The 20,091-nt window shown below is 66.3% G+C and carries 15 protein-coding genes; 12 read left to right on the top strand and 3 right to left on the bottom strand.

What is annotated here, in order from left to right:
• Window positions 1-80: 80 nt before the first annotated feature.
• On the bottom strand, window positions 81-1,196 hold the full coding sequence (locus FBY33_RS17205) for a PQQ-dependent sugar dehydrogenase (protein WP_442858338.1): 1,116 nt from the start codon (window positions 1,194-1,196) through the stop codon (window positions 81-83).
• Window positions 1,197-1,242: 46 nt separating this feature from the next.
• Window positions 1,243-2,334: a sunset domain-containing protein gene (locus FBY33_RS17200; RefSeq protein ID WP_142031575.1), complete on the bottom strand. Its 1,092-nt coding sequence runs from the start codon at window positions 2,332-2,334 to the stop codon at window positions 1,243-1,245.
• 260 nt (window positions 2,335-2,594) lie between these two features.
• On the opposite strand from FBY33_RS17200, the gene ilvD reads away from it, so the two are divergent.
• The 10 genes from ilvD (at window position 2,595) to FBY33_RS17150 (ending at window position 17,660) form a co-directional block, all read left to right on the top strand.
• Entirely contained in the window at window positions 2,595-4,313 is a 1,719-nt protein-coding gene (gene ilvD / locus FBY33_RS17195; protein ID WP_142031574.1) for a dihydroxy-acid dehydratase, read from the top strand.
• Between the two features lie 385 nt (window positions 4,314-4,698).
• Window positions 4,699-6,606, top strand: a complete 1,908-nt coding sequence (locus FBY33_RS17190; RefSeq protein WP_142031573.1) for an acetolactate synthase large subunit — start codon at window positions 4,699-4,701, stop codon at window positions 6,604-6,606.
• Window positions 6,607-6,608: 2 nt separating this feature from the next.
• Window positions 6,609-7,121, top strand: coding sequence for an acetolactate synthase small subunit (gene ilvN, locus FBY33_RS17185; protein ID WP_018768340.1), 513 nt, complete (start codon window positions 6,609-6,611; stop codon window positions 7,119-7,121).
• Between the two features lie 83 nt (window positions 7,122-7,204).
• On the top strand, window positions 7,205-8,230 hold the full coding sequence (ilvC, locus tag FBY33_RS17180) for a ketol-acid reductoisomerase (protein WP_110540980.1): 1,026 nt from the start codon (window positions 7,205-7,207) through the stop codon (window positions 8,228-8,230).
• A 124-nt stretch (window positions 8,231-8,354) separates the two neighbouring features.
• Window positions 8,355-9,944, top strand: a complete 1,590-nt coding sequence (serA, locus tag FBY33_RS17175; RefSeq protein WP_056335256.1) for a phosphoglycerate dehydrogenase — start codon at window positions 8,355-8,357, stop codon at window positions 9,942-9,944.
• 215 nt (window positions 9,945-10,159) lie between these two features.
• On the top strand, window positions 10,160-12,958 hold the full coding sequence (locus tag FBY33_RS17170; RefSeq protein ID WP_142031572.1) for an ABC transporter permease: 2,799 nt from the start codon (window positions 10,160-10,162) through the stop codon (window positions 12,956-12,958).
• A complete protein-coding gene (locus FBY33_RS17165) occupies window positions 12,955-13,710 on the top strand; it encodes an ABC transporter ATP-binding protein (RefSeq protein WP_056335262.1) in 756 nt (251 codons plus the stop codon). The genes FBY33_RS17170 and FBY33_RS17165 overlap by 4 nt, the downstream gene beginning before the upstream one ends.
• A 34-nt stretch (window positions 13,711-13,744) precedes the next feature.
• Window positions 13,745-15,301: a methionine--tRNA ligase gene (gene metG / locus FBY33_RS17160; RefSeq protein ID WP_142031571.1), complete on the top strand. Its 1,557-nt coding sequence runs from the start codon at window positions 13,745-13,747 to the stop codon at window positions 15,299-15,301.
• 90 nt (window positions 15,302-15,391) lie between these two features.
• Window positions 15,392-16,444 carry a 3-isopropylmalate dehydrogenase gene (locus tag FBY33_RS17155; protein ID WP_142031570.1) on the top strand — a complete coding sequence of 351 codons (1,053 nt, stop codon included), beginning with the start codon at window positions 15,392-15,394 and terminating at the stop codon, window positions 16,442-16,444.
• A gap of 103 nt (window positions 16,445-16,547) precedes the next feature.
• Window positions 16,548-17,660 carry a branched-chain amino acid aminotransferase gene (locus tag FBY33_RS17150; protein WP_142031569.1) on the top strand — a complete coding sequence of 371 codons (1,113 nt, stop codon included), beginning with the start codon at window positions 16,548-16,550 and terminating at the stop codon, window positions 17,658-17,660.
• Between the two features lie 83 nt (window positions 17,661-17,743).
• Here the strand turns inward: FBY33_RS17150 and FBY33_RS20760 are convergent, their stop codons facing one another.
• A complete protein-coding gene (locus FBY33_RS20760; RefSeq protein ID WP_235010605.1) occupies window positions 17,744-18,112 on the bottom strand; it encodes a hypothetical protein in 369 nt (122 codons plus the stop codon).
• A gap of 368 nt (window positions 18,113-18,480) precedes the next feature.
• Here FBY33_RS20760 and FBY33_RS17140 point away from each other — a divergent pair, with 368 nt between their 5' ends.
• Window positions 18,481-19,308, top strand: a complete 828-nt coding sequence (locus FBY33_RS17140; RefSeq protein WP_235010604.1) for an MBL fold metallo-hydrolase — start codon at window positions 18,481-18,483, stop codon at window positions 19,306-19,308.
• A gap of 5 nt (window positions 19,309-19,313) precedes the next feature.
• Window positions 19,314-20,090: a fumarylacetoacetate hydrolase family protein gene (locus FBY33_RS17135; protein ID WP_142031567.1), complete on the top strand. Its 777-nt coding sequence runs from the start codon at window positions 19,314-19,316 to the stop codon at window positions 20,088-20,090.
• The last annotated feature ends 1 nt before the right edge of the window (window position 20,091 follow it).

Raw genomic sequence — 20,091 nt, 5'->3', positions numbered from 1 at the left:
CCCGTTGATCTCCGCAACGACATGAAACTCTACACGAACTTTTGGTGCAAGTGAAATCGGCGCCGGCGGCGGCGCCTGGATCACTGGACGGGGCGCAAAACCAGCACGAAATCAGGGTTTTCGTTGTTCGTCAGCAGCCATAGGCCGCCCTGCGGAGTGCGGATTACGTCACGGATCCTGCCGTACTCGCCTGTGAAATAGGCCACAGGATCAGCTGCCGCCGTACCTTGGAGCGGGACCGCCCATAAGCGCTCGCCCCGGAGTGCACCCAGATAGGCAACGCTTCCGGCGATTTCCAGTCCGCTGGGTGAAGAGTCTCGGGTGGAGGGCCACACCACCTTGGCATCCTGGAACTCGGCGCGGTGGGGAGCGCCGGTAACCAGCGGCCAGCCGTAATTGGCGCCCGGCGAGATCAGGTTCAGCTCGTCGTCCACGTCCGGGCCGAACTCGCTGGCCCACAGCCGGCCTGATCCGTCCCAGGCCAGGCCCTGGACGTTCCGGTGCCCCAGGCTGTAAACGGCGTTGCCGAACGGGTTGCCGGGGGCGGGGCCCCCGTCGGGGGTGAGCCGGAGAATTTTTCCACCCAGCGCATTCGGGTCCTGGGGCTGTTCACGGCGCTGGGCGTCGCCGGTGCCCACATAGAGGAAGCCGTCCGGGCCAAAGCGGATCCTGCCGCCGTTATGGGTGGTGGCCTTTGGTATTCCTGACAACACCACCTGGGGCTGGCCGAGCGTCAGGGAACCGTCGGCATCGCCCTCGACGGTAAGCCGGACCACCCGGTTGTCCTCACGGGCCGTCAGGTAGGCATAGAGCACGTGGTCCGCGTCAAAATGCGGGGACAGCGCCAGGCCCAGCAGGCCCCCTTCGCCGGCGGGCACCACGTCCGGGACTTTGCCGAGCGTGGTGGCTTTTCCACCCCGTACGGCCTTCAGCAGCGCTGTTTCGCGCTCGGAGATGATGGCAGTGCCGTCCGGAAGGAACACGGCGGCCCACGGGATGTCCAGTTGTAGTTCCAGCCGTTCCTGCACCGTGGGAACAGGGGGAGGGGCCGGGGCAGGGGAAGAAACGGCGGCAGAGACGGTGGGCGGCGGAGGGACCACGACGGCGGTTCCCGCCGCGGTGCCCTTGCTGGCCGTGCCTGTGGCCGGTTCGGGCGGCCCGGAACTTCCCGTGCACGCGGCCAGAACAAGGCACACGGCCAGGCAGGGAAGGCTCGCCGCGCTGCGCCGGGCCTTCCCCCTGCTAAAGCCGTTTGCGACGCGGGGCCCGGAACCCGGCGGCCTCCGCGTGCGCAGCAGATTCAAACCAGACTTCCGCCCGGGTCTGCTCATAGTCGGGATGTCCTTCTTCGTAGTAGACCATCGCGGCGGCGTCGCCTTTGACCGTGTAGTCCGCCGGTCCGCTTCCGTCGGGGCCCGCCGCTGCCGAACCTGCCCCATATGGCTCATCTGCTGCCAGGTGCCCGGAAGGCGTAGCGGAGTCCATGCCCTGCGCCTGCCCGGATGGCTGGTGGTGGTCCGCGCCGTTCTCCACAAGGGCCGAGGACTGGGTGCGGTCCAGCGTTTCGGCCGCGGCGGCTTCCCCCTGGCTGCCACCGGCAGCTGCAGGTACTGCCGGCTCCTGCCGGTGTTCTGATTCGGAGGAATCGGCCCGGTGTTGGGAAGCGTGTCCGCCGGCCGGCACGACAGGCGGCGTGCCGGCGTCGTCCGTGCCCTCCACGGCTGCTGTTTCAGCGCCGGGAAGCGTGGGGGCGTGGGGGGTCGTGTATTCATCATGGTGGACCGGGCGGGCGTCCGGCGGGGAAGCCTGACCGGAAGTCATCCCGGCGGAGGCACCGCTCCGGTCAGCCTGATCCGCAGGAGTTCCGGCTGAACCCACTACCGAGGAGCCTGGCCCGGATCCGGCCTCGGACCATTGGGTTTCCCATTCGGCCTGGTCCGCAGCATGGTCCGCAGCCTGGTTCTGCGATTGGCCGTGTGATGGGTCCTGGTGATGATGCTGCCCGGCCGCGGCGCCGCTGCCTGAAGTGCCGCTGCCTGTAGTGCTGCTGCGGGACGTGCCGGTGCTGGATGCGGTGGACGACGAATCCGCCGGTTCCTCAGCAGTGGCAGGGGCGGCCGGTTCGGCGGGCTTTCCGAACCCCGCCGCCGTGGGGATACCGGTGGTGCCTGCCGCCTGGGCGGACGCTGCGGCGCTGCCGCCCTCAAGCGCTCCGTCTGTCCTGGTCCCTGCTGATGATCCGCCGGTGGGGCCGGCTGCCTTGTTGCGGTTCAGCAGCCACCAGGTGATGACGACGATGACAACTATGAGAATGATCCAGAAAACAATGTCCATGGCAGGCCCTTCGGTCCAGGTGGCTGGGTGTCCTGTCCCTGACGCTACGTCGGGTCACCACTGCTGTCCAGAGATGCCGCGCGACGCGGGGGACTGCGCTGCCCGGAAGCTGTTCTGCGTGGCCGGCGGCGGCCCGGCCCAAGTCTGCGTCTCAAATAATGAGATGGAAGTCCATTATTTGGCAGGTATTTCATGCTTTTTTGCCCTAACCCTGGTCCGGCGGTCGTTTCCGCGACGGTCCGAGCCCTAGACTTTCCCCTATGAGTGACGCCCAGACCGCAACCGAGAGCACGCCTGACATCAAGCCCCGCAGCCGTGTTGTGACCGACGGGATCCACGCGGCCCCCGCACGCGGCATGTTCCGGGCCGTCGGCATGGGGGATGACGACTTCGCGAAGCCGCAGGTGGGCGTGGCAAGTTCCTGGAATGAAATCACTCCCTGCAACCTCTCCCTGAACCGGCTCGCGCAGGGTGCCAAGGAAGGCGTCCATGCCGGTGGCGGTTTCCCCATGCAGTTCGGCACCATCTCCGTGTCCGACGGTATTTCCATGGGCCATGAAGGCATGCACTTTTCCCTGGTCTCCCGCGAAGTCATCGCCGACTCCGTCGAGACCGTGATGCAGGCCGAGCGCATCGACGGTTCGGTCCTGCTGGCAGGCTGTGACAAGTCCCTCCCCGGCATGCTCATGGCCGCCGCCCGCCTGGACCTGGCCAGCGTGTTCCTCTACGCGGGCTCCATCATGCCCGGCTGGGTCAAGCTCGAGGACGGCTCGGAAAAGGAAGTCACCCTCATTGACGCCTTCGAAGCGGTCGGCGCGTGCGCGGCCGGCAAGATGAGCATGGAGGACCTCACCCGCATCGAAAAGGCCATCTGCCCCGGCGAAGGCGCCTGCGGCGGCATGTACACGGCCAACACCATGGCCTGCATCGGCGAGGCCCTCGGCATGTCTCTCCCCGGCTCCGCCGCCCCGCCCTCGGCAGACCGCCGTCGTGACGAATTCGCCCGCAAGTCCGGCGAAGCGGTGGTCAACCTGCTGCGCCAAGGCATCACCGCCCGCGACATCATGACCAGGAAGGCCTTCGAGAACGCCATCGCCGTCACCATGGCCTTCGGCGGCTCCACCAACGCAGTCCTGCACCTGCTGGCCATCGCCCGCGAAGCCGAGGTGGAACTGACCCTTGATGACTTCAACCGCATCGGCGACAAGATCCCGCACCTCGGCGACCTCAAGCCGTTCGGCCGGTACGTCATGACGGACGTGGACAGGATCGGCGGCGTGCCGGTGATTATGAAGGCCCTGCTCGACGCCGGCCTGCTGCACGGTGACTGCCTCACCGTCACCGGCAAGACCGTTGCCGAAAACCTCGAGGCCATCAACCCTCCGGACGTGGACGGTAAGATCCTCCGCGCGCTGGACAACCCCATCCACAAGACCGGCGGCATCACCATCCTGCACGGCACCATGGCTCCGGAAGGTGCCGTGGTCAAGAGCGCGGGGTTCGACGCCGATGTCTTCGAAGGAACGGCCCGCGTGTTCGAGCGCGAACAGGGTGCGCTGGACGCGCTGGACAACGGAGCCATCAAAGCGGGCGATGTCGTGGTCATCCGCTATGAGGGGCCCAAGGGAGGTCCGGGCATGCGCGAAATGCTCGCAATCACCGGTGCCATCAAGGGGGCAGGCCTGGGCAAGGACGTCCTGCTGCTCACCGACGGCCGGTTCTCCGGCGGCACCACCGGGCTGTGCATCGGCCACGTTGCACCGGAAGCGGTCGACGGCGGGCCCATCGCCTTCGTGAAGGACGGCGACCGGATCCGGGTGGACATCGCCGCCCGCAGCTTCGACCTGCTGGTGGAGGAAGCCGAACTTGAAGCCCGGAAAGTGGGGTGGCAGCCGCTGCCGGCCCGTTACACCAAGGGCGTGCTCGCCAAGTACGCCAAGCTGGTGCACAGCGCCAGCCAGGGCGCCTACACCGGCTGATGCCTTCCCAAGCGATGCGGCGCGGCCGCCGCATCGCTTGGGGCCCTCGGCATCAGCCTTATTAAGCCCTGCCGGGTTTGGGTGCGTTGCTGAGGCAAGGTCTCTTGACGAGGAGATCAGTTTGTGGACAGCGTTGTCCACATGGTGAGACTGGGGTCACCCTCGTTGACACCCTGTTCACCAGAGGGAAAACTGAACGCATGACTTTCGTTACCAGCTGCGCCGCTGCAGAAGCAGTCGTCGTCGTCCTTACCAAGCGCGTGGCACATTAGCCTCCACTGGTAACGAACCGTCACGCGCGAAACCCCTCACAGAGCCACCCGGCTGAGGGGTTTTTTTATTTCCTCCAGCCACAAACCACAGAAGATCCACAAGGAAGAGTCCGATGAGCAAAGGATCGCCCATCAGCCCCTCGCTGATGGCCACCAAGTCCGCTGGAGCCGCCAAGGCTCCGGAACGCGCCGACCGGACGGCTGACCACGCCGCCGTCGTCGCCGACCTTGCTGCCGTCTCTCCTGTCCTTGGGCCGAACAACGTCGTACCCCCGACGGTGATGACCGGCTCGCAAGCAATCGTCCGCTCGCTCGAAGAACTCGGCGTCGACGATATTTTCGGTTTGCCCGGTGGCGCGATCCTGCCCACCTACGACCCCTTGATGGCCTCCAGCATGAACCACGTGCTGGTCCGTCACGAACAGGGAGCCGGCCACGCCGCGCAAGGCTACGCCATGGTCACCGGGCGGGTTGGCGTCTGCATCGCCACCTCCGGCCCCGGGGCCACCAACCTCGTTACCGCCATCATGGATGCCCACATGGACTCCGTGCCCCTGGTGGCCATCACCGGCCAGGTATCCAGCGGCGTCATCGGCACCGACGCCTTCCAGGAAGCCGACATCGTGGGCATCACCATGCCCATCACCAAGCACTCCTTCCTGGTGACCGACCCCAACGACATCCCCCACGTGATGGCCGAAGCCTTCCACCTGGCTTCCACCGGCCGTCCCGGGCCGGTGTTGGTGGACGTTGCCAAGGATGCCCAGGTGGGCCAGATGACGTTCTCCTGGCCGCCGAAGATCGACCTGCCCGGCTACCGGCCGGTCACCCGGGGCCACAACAAGCAGGTGCGCGAGGCCGCCAAGCTGATCGCAGCTTCCCGCAAACCCGTGCTGTACGTGGGCGGCGGCGTGGTCAAAGCACACGCCTCAGCCGAACTGCTGGCCCTCGCCGAAGCAACGGGTGCGCCCGTTGTGACAACCCTGATGGCCAAGGGCGCCTTCCCGGACTCCCATCCGCAACACATGGGCATGCCGGGCATGCACGGCACCGTTTCCGCCGTCACCGCGCTGCAGCAGTCCGACCTGCTGATCACCCTCGGCGCCCGCTTCGATGACCGCGTCACCGGCGTGCTGAAGACCTTCGCGCCCAACGCCAAGGTCATCCACGCGGACATTGACCCCGCCGAAATCTCCAAGAACCGCACCGCTGACGTGCCCATCGTTGGATCCGTCAAGGAGATCATCCCCGAACTCACCGAAGCCGTGCGCGGCCAGTTCGAGGCCTCAGGCACCCCCGACCTCACCACCTGGTGGGCGTTCCTGAACAACCTCAAGGAAACCTACCCGCTGGGCTGGACGGAGCCGGACGACGGCCTCATCGCCCCCCAGAAGGTCATCCAGCGGATCGGCGCCCTCACCGGGCCCGAAGGCGTCTACGTGGCCGGCGTTGGCCAGCACCAGATGTGGGCCGCCCAGTTCATCAAGTACGAACGCCCCCACGCCTGGCTGAACTCCGGCGGCGCCGGCACCATGGGGTATGCCGTCCCGGCGGCCATGGGCGCGAAGGTGGGCGAACCGGACCGGGTGGTCTGGGCCATCGACGGCGACGGCTGCTTCCAGATGACCAACCAGGAACTGGCTACCTGCGCCATCAACAACATCCCCATCAAGGTGGCTGTCATCAACAACTCCTCGCTGGGAATGGTGCGCCAGTGGCAGACCCTCTTCTACGAGGGCCGCTACTCCAACACCGACCTCAACACCGGCCATGACACAGTCCGCATCCCGGACTTCGTCAAGCTGGGGGAGGCCTACGGCTGCGCCTCGTTCCGTTGCGAACGCGAAGAGGACATCGACGCCACCATCCAGAAGGCCCTCGAGATCAACGACCGCCCCGTGGTCATCGACTTCGTGGTGAGCCCCAACTCCATGGTGTGGCCAATGGTGCCCGCCGGCGTGAGCAACGACCAGATCCAGGTTGCCCGCAACATGACCCCGGAATGGGAAGAGGAAGACTGAGCATGAGCCGCCACACACTCTCCGTCCTGGTTGAGGACAAGCCCGGCGTCCTGACGCGCGTGGCCAGCCTCTTCGCCCGCCGCGCCTTCAACATCAACTCCCTGGCCGTTGGCCCCACCGAAGTGCCGGGCGTATCCCGCATGACCGTGGTGGTCGACGCTGACGGCGACCTCATAGAGCAGGTCACCAAGCAGCTCAACAAACTCATCAACGTGATCAAGATCGTTGAGCTGACCCCAGAATCTTCCGTACAGCGCGACCACATCCTGGTCAAAGTACGTGCGGATGCCGCAACACGCCTGCAGGTGACCCAGGCCGCAGACCTGTTCCGCGCCTCAGTGGTTGACGTCTCCACCGACTCCGTCGTCATTGAGGCCACCGGCCACCCCGAAAAGCTCACAGCCCTGCTCTCAGTGCTGGAGCCCTTCGGCATCCGCGAAATTGTGCAGTCCGGCACCCTGGCCGTTGGACGGGGATCCCGCTCCATGAGTGACCGGGCGCTCCGCTCCGCTTAGGCACCTGCCTGAGACGGGACTGGCGCCCGTAACCGCAGCACCGCAAGACCACTATCTACAACCACTCAAGAGGAGTTACGCAAGTGACTGAAATGTTCTACGACGACGACGCCGACCTTTCGATCATCCAGGGCCGCAAGGTTGCCATTGTTGGCTACGGTTCCCAGGGCCACGCCCACGCGCTCAACCTGCGCGATTCCGGCGTCGAGGTCGTCATCGCCCTGAAGGACGGCTCCAAGTCGACCGCCAAGGCGCAGGATGCAGGCTTCACGGTCAAGAACGTTGCCGACGCCGCCGAATGGGCCGACGTCATCATGATTCTGGCGCCGGACCAGCACCAGCGCTCGATCTACAACGACTCCATCAAGGACAAGCTGACCCCCGGCAAGGCGCTGGCCTTCGCCCACGGCTTCAACATCCGCTTCGGCTACATCCAGGCTCCGGAAGGCGTTGACGTCATCCTGGTGGCCCCGAAGGCTCCGGGCCACACCGTTCGCCGAGAGTTCGAGGCCGGCCGCGGCATCCCGGACATCATCGCCGTCGAGCAGGACGCGTCCGGCAACGCCTGGGAGCTGGCCAAGTCCTACGCCAAGGCCATCGGCGGCACCCGCGCCGGCGTCATCAAGACCACCTTCACCGAAGAGACCGAAACCGACCTCTTCGGCGAGCAGGCCGTGCTGTGCGGCGGCGTCTCCCAGCTGGTTCAGTATGGCTTCGAGACCCTCACCGAGGCCGGCTACCAGCCGCAGATCGCCTACTTCGAGGTGCTGCACGAGCTCAAGCTCATCGTCGACCTCATGTGGGAAGGCGGCATCGCCAAGCAGCGCTGGAGCGTCTCCGACACCGCGGAATACGGCGACTACGTCTCCGGCCCCCGCGTAATCACCCCGGAGGTGAAGGAAAACATGAAGGCCGTCCTGGCCGACATCCAGTCCGGTGCATTCGCCAAGCGCTTCATCGAGGACCAGGACAACGGCGGCGTGGAGTTCAAGGAACTGCGCGCCAAGGCAGAACAGCACCCCATTGAGGCTGTTGGCCGCGAACTGCGCTCCCTGTTCTCCTGGCAGCAGCAGGACGTCGACTACGTGGAAGGCTCCGCAGCCCGCTAAGGCTGCCAGCCCAACCACGCAGACCGCAACGGTGAGGCCGGGTTCACACTTAACAATGTGAGCCCGGCCTTTCCGTCGGCCTAGACTTGTTCCATCCCCAGGACTGCAACGCAGAGGATCAGCCGTGTCAAAACCCGTAGTACTGCTCGCCGAAGAACTTTCCCCCGCCACCGTCGAGGCCCTTGGCCCGGACTTTGAGATCCGCCAGACCGACGGCGCCGACCGTTCCCAGCTGCTCTCGGCGATCAGTGACGTAGACGCCATCCTGGTCCGCTCCGCCACCCAGGTTGATGCCGAAGCCATCGCTGCGGCCAAGAACCTGAAGGTCATCGCCCGCGCCGGCGTGGGGCTGGACAATGTGGACATCAAGGCCGCCACGCAGGCCGGCGTCATGGTGGTTAACGCGCCCACGTCCAACATCGTGTCCGCCGCCGAACTCACCGTGGGCCACATCCTGAGCCTGGCCCGCCACATCCCGCAGGCCAGCGCCGCCCTCAAGGACGGCGAATGGAAGCGCTCCAAGTACACCGGCATCGAGCTGTTCGAAAAGAAGATCGGCATCATCGGCCTGGGCCGCATCGGCGCCCTGGTGGCAGCACGCCTGAAGGGCTTCGACACCAAGATCCTGGCCTACGATCCCTACATCACCTCCGCCCGCGCCGCGCAGCTGGGCGTGCAGCTGGTCACCCTGGATGAACTCCTGGCCCAGTCCGATTTCATCACCATCCACATGCCCAAGACACCCGAGACGGTGGGCATGCTGGGCGCTGACGCGTTCAGGAAGATGAAGAAGACCGCCTACGTGGTCAACGTGGCCCGCGGCGGCCTGGTGGACGAGGAAGCCCTCTTCACCGCCCTCCAGGACGGTGAAATCGCCGGTGCCGGCGTTGACGTCTTCGCCAAGGAGCCCAGCACCGACCTGCCGTTCTTCAAGCTGGACAACGTGGTGGTAACCCCGCACCTGGGCGCATCAACGGATGAAGCGCAGGAAAAGGCCGGCGTCTCCGTGGCAAAGTCGGTCCGCCTGGCCCTTGCCGGCGAGCTGGTGCCGGACGCCGTCAACGTTGCCGGCGGCGTCATTGCCCCCGATGTCCGCCCGGGTATCCCGCTGATCGAGAAGCTGGGCCGCATCTTCACGGCACTGACCCACGCATCCCTGACCCAGTTCGACGTCGAGGTGGCCGGCGAGATCTCGTCCCTGGACGTCAAGGTGCTGGAGCTGGCGGCGCTGAAGGGCATCTTCGCCGACGTCGTGACAGAGCAGGTGTCCTACGTCAACGCCCCGGTCATCGCCGAGCAGCGCGGCATCAACGTCCGCCTGATCACCACGCCGGAGACCGAGTCCTACCGCAACGTCCTGACCCTGCGCGGCGCCCTCAGCGACGGCAGCCAGATCTCCGTGGCCGGCACCCTGACCGGCCCCAAGCAGATCGAGAAGCTGGTGGGCATCAACGGCTTCGAGGTGGAAATCCCCATCAGCGAGCACCTGGTGGTGGTTGCCTACACCGACCGCCCCGGCGTGATCGGCACTATCGGCCACATCCTGGGCATGAACAACATCAACATCGCCGGCATGCAGGTGGCCCGCTCCAACGAGGGCGGCCAGGTCCTGGCGCTGCTGACCATCGACAGCTCCGTTCCCCAGCAGGTGCTCGACGCCATCAAGGCCGGCATCGGCGCCGAAATGGTCCGGGAAGTGGACCTGGAAGACTAACGCGACACACCGGCCGAAACGCCGTAGCCGCACCTCCGCAGGGCCCCGTCCAGGCGGAGCCACGTATGATTGGCCGGTCTGCTTACAATGGCTTGGTCCTGATTCAGGACCGGAGCCGGCAGGCCGGCCAATACCTTTTGCACATCCGTCCGTCATAGTCCACGTCCTCGGGCGGATGGAAGTGTGCGCACGCAATCCAGGTTTCAGGGAGTTCCATGAACGCCGTCCAGAGGTTCATCAGAAGCAGGGTGCTGCTGTTGACCGCGGCCATCTTGATCGCAGCCATGTGCTTGTCGGTCCTCGTCCAAAGCCAGTCGCAGGCTGCGCTCAACCGGACGGTTGATGAACATTCGAGGGGGCTCTACGACATCCTGGTCCAGGCGAAAGCGCCCTCCGGTGCCCTCCTGCAGCCCGAGATCGCCAACGGCGCCGGCGGCATCGGTTTCGACCAGCTGGACTCCATCCGGAAGCTGTCCGGCACCTCCGTGGCGGCCCCCATCAGCCTGGTTTCGCGTGTCACCCAGAACCTGGAGACGCCCCGGCTGGACGCCATGGACTACCTCGGCTACAACGCCGGGCTGGCCGGCACCGCCACCGCGGACCAGGCAGCGGGTGCCACCGCGCCGGACAAGTGGCCGGCCGCTGAATCCGTCCTGACCGACGCCGCCAAGAAGTACCGGCTGACTGCCAGCGCCGTAAGCTCTGACGGCAGCTCAGAGCAGACCCTCTTCAAGACCACCGCCGAAGGCACGCTGGGCAAGGCCCGGCTCGTGGAGGAAAAGGCGCAGGGCGGCAGCAGCATCCGCATTGCCCCGGCGGCAGGGGAGACCGGCATCAAGTTCCCCGCTCCCGCCGGCGGCTCCGAGCACAACCTCTTCAACCTTTCCGTGTCACTGCCGCTGGCCCCCGAAGTCACCGAATCCGTGGTGGCGGTAGACCCTGCAGCCGAAAGGGCCCTGCTCGGCACGGCCGGCGACTTCCTGGCCCCGCTGGAGAAGGCCCCGCCCGCCGATGCCCGTGACGCAGGCGCCGTGGGCCGCTACCTGGAGGGGCTCTTCACCAACGGCATCAGCATGGACCAGCTCAAGGAAGGACCTGACTTCCTGGGCGTCAAGCTCAAGTACTGGGCTCCGCTGATGACCCAGTACCAGCAGGCCAAGCGCACGGGCCAGCTGACCAGCGGCTCGCAGGCCGTCCCGCTGATCGTGCGCTCCGGCACGTCCCTGGACTTGAAGTACAACGTCAAGATCGAGGAAATTGACGACGCCGGCAAGGTAGTCAAGGACGTCGGCACCGTTTCGAAGTCCCTGGGCAAGGACTACCTGCCTTTCGTGTCCAAGGACCCCTTCGTTTTGTCCTGGCCGGGCTCCACGGACCACTCCTCCCTGCTGGGCAGCAACGGAAACTTCAACCCGGGCCTTTACACCCCGGCCAAGTGGAGCACCGATTTCGCCGGCGCCCCCAAATACACGGACGGCAGCACCGCCGCCAACGGCGCAGTGGACAAGACCGCCGTGCCCGGCGAATGGGTCACCGTCAACCGCCTTCCTGAGAAGGCTGCCAACGGCGCGCCGGTTGACCAAACCCAGCGGAACCCGGTGGACGAGCGGTCGTACCGGGAAAACCTGTCCACCGGCCAGCAGCAGGCCGCAACTCCGCTGCCCATGGTGTACGGCACGTTCGATCCCGCCGCTGTGGAGGCAGCCTCGGGTGATGTCAACAAGCTCCCGCTGGGCGGCTACGACCCCACGCCCTTCACTTTGGTCAAGGATGCCGCCGGCAAGGACGTTCCCGCGGCAGACCTCAAACCTTCCTTGAGCGCAACCGGGCTGGCCAGCCAGTCCGCCGGCGCCATCACCGACTACTACGGCCTGGCGGCAGCCCGCGGCTACAAGCAGAACGCTGCCGTCATTGACGCCGTGCGCGTCCGCGCCAAGGCGCCGGGCAGCTGGAAGGACGCCCAGCCCGAGGTGGAGAAGCTCGCCACCCAGATCCGGGACATGGGCCTGGACGCCACCGTGGTGGCCGGCTCGGCCCGCGAGGACACCAGCATTTTCGTTCCCGGCTACTCCAAGGATGGAGCCGGCAAAGAGTCCGCGCTGGGCACTGTCCAGCAGTCGTGGGTCCGGCAGAACGCTGCGGAAGCGGTGGCCGGAGCACTGTCCGGCACCAACGTCACGCTGCTGTTCCTGACGTTGTGCGGCGCGGCCCTGCTGACCGGTGCCTCCACCGTGAGCTACATCCGGAAACGCCGCAGCGAGGCCGGCACCCTGCGGGCCATGGGCTGGACCCAGCGGCGGATCCGCAGCTGGGTGCTTGAGGAATTCGGCGTCGGGGCGGTGCTGCTCGCGGCCGCCGGCATCGTGCTGAGCCTGCTGAGCTGGAGCCTTGCCACCGCACTGGTGTGTGTAGCCGTCCTGGTCCTTTACTGCGGCGCGGCCCTCTTTGCGGCGCAGCAGCTGCGCCACCGCGACGAAATCGACCAGGAGCCGCAGCACGACGAGCGGCTCATACCGGTGGACTCGCCGCTTACCTTCGCCAACCGGCAGCTGAGCACCAACAAGTTCAACACGCTGTCCCTGGCGGTGGCGGTGGGCGTCTTCGGTGCCGCCGTCGGCGGGCTGATCGCCCTGCTGATCGACATCCCGCGGGCTGCAGGTGCCAGTGCCCTGAGCGGACTGGCCGCGGCCAGCGTGACCCTGCCGAGCATCCTGCTGGCGCTTGCCGGCGTGGCCGTGGGACTGGTGCTGACCCTGGTGACGGGCCGCTTCGAACTCAATGCCAAGCGGCAGTACCTTGGCATCCTCCAGGCGATGGGCTGGAACCCGGACATGCTCCGCCAGGTGCGTTTGTTTGAAAACGCACTGGTGGGAACCGTGGCCCTGCCGCTGGGCGTGCTGGGCGCCCTGGGCATCGGCCTGCTGCTGGCGCCCTACGCGGCCATCTGGGCCGCCGTGGCCGGCCTGGTGGCTGTTATTTGCTGGATACCGATTGCAACGAAAGTGGTCCAATGACAAACCCGACGAACCTCCAGCGCAGCCGCAGGAGCGGCTCCAATGAGGTCCCCCTGCAGACCCGGGCCAACACCATCGTCAAGTCGGCGGACCACGCCACCCCGCTGGAGATGCGCGACATCACCATCCGCTATGGCGGTGGAAAAGGCGGCGCCGAGGCCGTGAGCGTGGTGGAAGGCTTCGACCTGACCCTGCACGCCGGCGAGATGCACTGTGTGGCCGGCCGAAGCGGCTCCGGCAAGACCAGCATCCTGACCGTCGGCGCCGGACTGACCCTGCCGACGTCGGGCCGTGTCTTCTGGGAAGGTGATTCCCTCGAAAGCATGGGCGACGACGAAATCGCCGACCGCCGTCGTGCCCTGATCGGCTATGTCGACCAGGGCGGCGCCCTGATCGACGGCATGAGCGCGCTCGAGAATGTCCTCCTGCCCGCTGTTCCCGACGGCGAGGTGGACCAGCGGCGCGACATGGCCAAAGACCTCCTTGACCTGGTGGGCCTGGGCCGGCGCATGCGGCACCGTCCCGCGCAGCTGTCCGGCGGTGAACGCCAGCGCGTGGCGATCGCCCGCGCCCTGATCCTGGGCACCCGTGTCCTGGTGGTGGATGAGCCCACCGCCAGCCTGGACCGCGCCTCCGCCAACCGCATCATCAGCATCCTCAAGGACACCACCAATGACGGCATCGCCGTGCTGGTGGCCTCGCACGACCACGAACTGGTCCGGCTCAGCGATACCCTGACAGAACTGATCTAGCCCACTCCTCCGTACCGAAGGTAACCGTCCGACCGTGACAGCTTCAGAGAAAACGCCGTTCTACATCACCACGGCCATCACCTACCCCAACGGCGTGCCGCACATCGGGCACGCCTACGAGTACATTGCCACCGACGCCATGGCGCGCTTCAAGCGCCTGGACGGCTATGACGTGATGTTCCTGACCGGCACGGACGAACACGGCATGAAGATAGCCCAGACCGCCGAAAAGGAAGGCATCACCCCCAAGGACCTGGTGAACCGGAATGCCGAGGTCTACAAGGCCGCGCATGCTGCCCTGGGCATCAGCTACGACCGCTTCATCCGCACCACGGACGAGGACCACTACGCGGCGTCCCAGGCCATCTGGAAGAAGATGGAAGCCAACGGCGACATCTACCTGTCCAAGTACGAGGGCTGGTACTCCGTACGGGACGAGGCCTTCTACGGCGAGGACGACACCGTGGTCAAGGACGACGGCGTGCGCTACTCGAAAGAGACGGACACCGAGGTGACGTGGACGGCCGAGGAGAGCTACTTCTTCCGGCTGTCCGCCTACCAGGACAAGCTGCTGGCCCTCTACGAGTCCCACCCCGAATTCGGTGCCCCGCAGTACCGGTTCAACGAGGTCATCAGCTTCGTCAAGCGCGGCCTCGAGGACCTGTCCATCAGCCGGACCACCTTCGACTGGGGCGTCCCTGTTCCCGGGAACGACAAGCACGTCATGTACGTGTGGGTGGATGCGCTCACCAACTACCTCACCGGCGTCGGCTACCCTGACACCGAATCGGAGCAGTTCCGGAAGTACTGGCCTGCGGACGTCCACATCATCGGCAAGGACATCTCCCGGTTCCACGCCATCTACTGGCCCGCCTTCCTGATGAGCGCCGGCCTTGAGCTGCCCAAGCGGGTCATGATCCACGGGTTCCTGCACAACAACGGGGTCAAGATGTCCAAGTCCCTGGGCAACGTGGTGGCACCGGCGGACTTCGTGGCCCGCTACGGCCTGGACCAGGTGCGGTTCTTCTTCCTGCGCGAGGTGCCGTTCGGGGCAGACGGCAGCTACAACCACGAGGCCATCGTGGGCCGCATGAACTCAGACCTGGCCAACAACTTCGGCAACCTGGCCCAGCGCTCCCTGTCCATGGTGGCCAAGAACTGCGGCGCGGCCGTGCCCGCCCCGGGGGAGTTCACTGCGGCGGACACCGCCATCCTGGCGCAGGCGAACGGGTTGCTCGAGGCCGCCCGCGCCGCCTTCGACAAGCAGGAATTCAGCCGCGCCCTGGAAGCCATCTGGGCAGTACTGCACCACACCAACGCCTACTTCGCCGAGCAGGCGCCCTGGGTCCTGCGGAAGACCGACGTCGAACGCATGAACACCGTGCTGTACGTAACCCTGGAGGTGCTGCGGATCGTGGCCATCCTGGCCCAGCCGGTCATGCCCAACGCCACGGCCAGGCTCCTGGACGCACTGGGACAGGCAGAAGGCGATGCCCGCCAGTTCAGCGCAATCGGCACTCCTGTCGTTCCGGGAACCGCGCTGCCCGCTCCCAGTCCCGTTTTCCCCAAGTTCGAGGAACCTGCGGAGTAGGTCCAGCGCGGAAACAGACGGAGGGTGCGCTCCTGTCCAAAAGCTGAGACGGTTTGACCAGCATATGGATGCCTTGGCTACCCTGAAAGCATGAGCGCATCCTCCATCGATCTTGCAGTAATTCCCGGCGACGGCATCGGCCCCGAGGTCATTGCCGAAGCCCTCAAAGTCCTGGAAAAGGCCGTCGCGGCGGAGGGTGTGGAGCTCAAGCCCACGCATTACGAACTCGGTGCCGAGCACTGGCTTCGCACTGGCGAAACGCTCCCGGACCACGTTCTGGCTGACCTGAAGACCCGCGACGCCATCCTCTTCGGTGCAGTGGGGGCAGCGCCCGGGGACACCCGCATCCCCTCCGGAATCATCGAGCGTGAACTGCTTCTCAAGCTCCGGTTCAGCCTGGACCACTACGTCAACCTGCGGCCTTCGCGGCTCTACGGCACCGTTGGCAGCCCGCTTGCCAACCCCGGCACCATCGACTTCATCGTGGTGCGCGAAGGAACCGAAGGTCCCTACGTAGGCAACGGCGGCACCCTGCGCGCAGGAACCCCGCACGAGGTTGCCACCGAAGTCTCGCTGAACACTGCCCATGGCGTGGAGCGCGTGGTCCGCGACGCCTTCCGCCGTGCCAGCGCGCGGGAGCGCAAGCATGTCACCCTGGTCCACAAGCACAACGTCCTGGTCTTCGCCGGACACCTGTGGAAGCGGACCGTCGAGGCCGTGGCGCAGGAATTCCCAGAGGTCACCCACGATTACCTGCACGTGGACGCCGCCACAATCTTCATGGTCACGGATCCGTCCCGATTCGATGTCATCGTGACCGACAACCTCTTTGGCGACATCATCACCGACCTCGCCGCGGCCATCACCGGCGGCATCGGCCTGGCCGCCTCCGGCAACATCAACATGGACCGCACCGCACCGTCCATGTTCGAACCGGTCCATGGTTCCGCGCCGGACATCGCCGGCCAGGGCAAGGCAGACCCCACCGCGGCGATCCTCTCCGCGGTCCTCCTGCTGGACCACCTGGGCTACATGGACGCCGCCCGCAGGATCGAAGCCGCGGTGGTTGCCGACGTCGAAAAGCGCGACGGAACCGCACGCAGCACCAGTGCCGTCGGCGACGCCATCGCCGCACGCCTCTAGCCCGCGCCGGGGCCTCCGGCATCGGGCGTAAGCTTGTCTCGAATCACCAAATGCCGCCCCGCCGTTCAGCGCTGAACCAGGGGCGGCCGATCGTGGAGGAACCATGACCCAGACCGCCCATGGCGTCGAATTCACCCGGCAGCCTTCGGCCAACCCGAAGTCTGCCGAAGAGCGTGCAGCCATCCTGGCAAACCCGGGATTCGGCAACTACTTCACCGACCACACCGCCATCGTCGACTACAGCGTGGATGCGGACGGCAACGGCGGCTGGCACGATCCCAGGATCGAACCCTACGGTCCGATCGTCCTGGACCCCTCCGCCGCCGTGTTCCACTACGGCCAGGAGATTTTCGAGGGGCTTAAGGCCTACCGTCACGCCGACGGCTCCATCTGGACCTTCCGGCCGGAGGCCAACGCGGCGCGCCTGAACAAGTCCGCCCGCCGGCTGGCACTTCCGGAACTGCCGGCGGAGTACTTCCTTGGCGCCATCCGCGAACTCGTGGCCGTGGACAGGGAATGGGTCCCCTCCGGCGACGGCGAAGCCCTGTACCTGCGGCCCTTCATGATCGCAACGGAGGCATTCCTTGGCGTCCGCGCCGCCCGTGAGGTGTCCTTCCGCGTGATCGCCTCGCCTGCCGGCAACTACTTCGGCGGCGAGCTGAAGCCTGTCTCCATCTGGATCTCGCGGCAGTACGCCCGCGCCGGGCGCGGCGGCACCGGGGACGCCAAGTGCGGCGGAAACTACGCGGCCTCGCTGATCGCACAGCAGGAGGCCGAGGCCAACGGGTGCAAGCAGGTCCTGTTCCTGGACCAGGCCAACGACAACGCCGTGGAAGAACTCGGCGGCATGAACGTGTTCTTCGTCATGAAGGACGGCTCGCTGGTGACGCCCGCGCTCACCGGCACCATCCTGGAAGGCGTCACCCGGATGTCCGTGATCCAGGTGGCCAAGGACATGGGCCGCAAGGTGTCCGAACGCAAGATCACCCTGGACGAATGGCGGGACGGGGTTGCCTCCGGCGACATCGCCGAAGTCTTCGCGTGCGGCACCGCGGCCGTCATCACCCCCATCGGCGTGCTCAAGGATGCCACCGAGTTCATCGGTTCCGAGGACGCCAAGGCGGGGGAGGCCACCATGGCCATCCGCGAAAGGCTCCTGGGCATCCAGACCGGCGCTGAGCCGGACACCCACGGCTGGCTGACCCGCCTGGCATAGCCCGGCTTTTTCCAACGTACGACGGCGCCTGCCGGATTTAGGTCCGGCAGGCGCCGTCTGCGTTCCAGTCGACGGCGAATTGGTCAGCGGCGGGCCGCCTTCCGGGCGGCGTTCTTCATGGCTTTGCGCGACACCGGCTTGAGCGCCTTGCGGGCCGCTTCCTCAGCCAAAGCCCGGTTTCGGCGGGCGTCGATGATGTCGTTCCAGAGCGTGGTGGCGAAAACTGCGCCGTCCTGGGCATAGACGTCGTAGGGGTAGCCGGCGAAGATGGACGGCGTTGTGCCGCCCGTGGGCAGATCCTTCCCTGTGACGTGTGCGACGGCATCGGCCAAAGCCCAGGTCCGCGTAAGGTGCCTGGTCAGGTTTTTCTGCACAAAAACATTCGCATCACTTGCTTCGGCCGCCCGTTCCAGGAGTGAATCCAGCTCCCTGGCCGCGGACCGGGCTGCCACTTTCTCCACGGCCTGTGAACCGGAGGTCAGGTCCTCGGCGAAAGCGTCGACTTCCTCCCGCCAGTCGGCGGTTTCGCGGAACTTCTTCCACGTGGAAAACCAGGTGATGGCGCCCGTCGCGTGGTTGTGGATGTGCAGGAGGCCGGTGGCTTTTTCGGTTGCCGAGTGGTCGTGGCCGTCAGCGTCCGCCTGGGCGAGAAGGTCTGCAAGGGTTGCGGTTGCTCATTGGTGGTATCCGGCTTCCTGGGGCGATGGGTTGTCACAGGTGCCAACCCGCGGCCGCCGGCGTTCTATTCCGCGGTTCCATTCCATGGAGCGCATCCTGCAGGGGCTGGGGCAGGAAGGGCCTCGGATGCAAGGATGGGGCAGTGACCTTCGAATCCGGCCCCCGCCCGCAGCGCAGCTCCCCCCTCACGCAGTTCATCCTGGCTCCCAACCCCGGCCCCATGAGCCTGGAGGGCACCAACACTTACCTCCTGCAAAACCCCGGCCATTCGTCCCTGGTGATTGTGGACCCGGGCCCCCGGGACGATACGCACCTCTATGCACTGGCCGGTGCCGGCGTCGTCGAACTGATCCTGGTGACCCACCGGCACGCGGACCATACGGCGGGTGCTGCCCGGCTGCACGAGCTGACGGGTGCGCCGGTCCGTGCCGCCGATCCCAACCACTGCCACGGCGGGGGAGAACCGCTGGTCCATGGCGAGGTCATCCGGGCCGCGGGGCTGGAGATCGGTGTCCTGGCCACGCCGGGCCATACTTCCGACTCCGTCTGTTTCCACCTGGCGGCGGATGGGGACCACGGATCGGTGCTGACCGGCGATACTGTCCTGGGCCTGGGCACCACTGTCCTGGACTATCCGGACGGCACGCTGGGCGACTACCTCGCATCGCTGGACCGCCTCGAGGCTCTGGGACCGGCAACCGTCCTCCCGGCCCACGGCCCGGTCCTGCCTTCCCTTGAAGCCATCGCCCGGGACTACCGGATGCACCGGGAGGAACGGCTGGCCCAGATCCGCGCCGCACTGGACCGGCTGGGCCAGGATGCAGCCGTGGGGGAGGTGGCTGACGCCGTCTATTCCGACGTCGGTCCTTCCGTCCGGCGCGCCGCCGAGCTGTCCGTGGCCGCCCAGCTGCACTACCTGCGCGGGGGCGGCACCGCGGACAGGCCCGGCCCCGGCGAAACGGTAGGGTAGGAGCCATGCGTATTGCCAGGTTTGTCGTTGACTCTGATCCCCTGTACGGCGTTGTGGAAGGTGAACCGGGCAGTGAGGAAATCACTGTCATCCATGGCGACCCCTTCTTCAACGGGGTGGAGCGCACCTCCGTGCGCCACAAGCTGGAGGACGTCCGGCTGCTGGCCCCCATCATCCCGCGGAGCAAGGTGATCGGCGTCGGCCGGAACTTTGTGGAGCACGCCCATGAGCTCGGCAACGAAGTACCCGCCCAGCCGCTGCTGTTCCTGAAGCCCAACACCGCCGTCGTGGGCCCCAACGACCCCGTCGTGCTGCCGGAATTCTCCGAGGAGGTTTCCTTCGAAGCTGAACTCTGCGTGGTGATCGGCCGGATCTGCAAGGACGTGCCGGAAGACCGCGTGGACGACGTCATCTTTGGTTACACCTGCGGCAACGACCTCACTGCCCGCGATGTCCAGAAATCGGACCTGCAGTGGACCCGTGCCAAGGGCTTCGACACCTCCGCCCCGCTGGGGCCCTGGATCGAGACCGACCTGGACACCGAAGACCTGCAGATCCAGGGCAGGCTCAACGGTGAGGTGCGCCAGGACGGCAGCACCAGCCAGATGATCCGCGGCGTGCGCGAACTGGTCTCGGTGGTGTCGCAGGCGTTTACCCTGCTGCCCGGCGATGTGATCATGACCGGCACGCCGGCCGGGGTGGGCCTGGTCAAGGAGGGCGACCGCTTCGAGGTGGAAATCGAGGGCATCGGCCGGCTTTCCAACCCCATCGTCCGCCGTTAAG

Source organism: Arthrobacter sp. SLBN-112, assembly GCF_006715225.1.
GTDB lineage: Bacteria > Actinomycetota > Actinomycetes > Actinomycetales > Micrococcaceae > Arthrobacter.
This window is presented reverse-complemented; position numbering and strand designations above follow the sequence as displayed.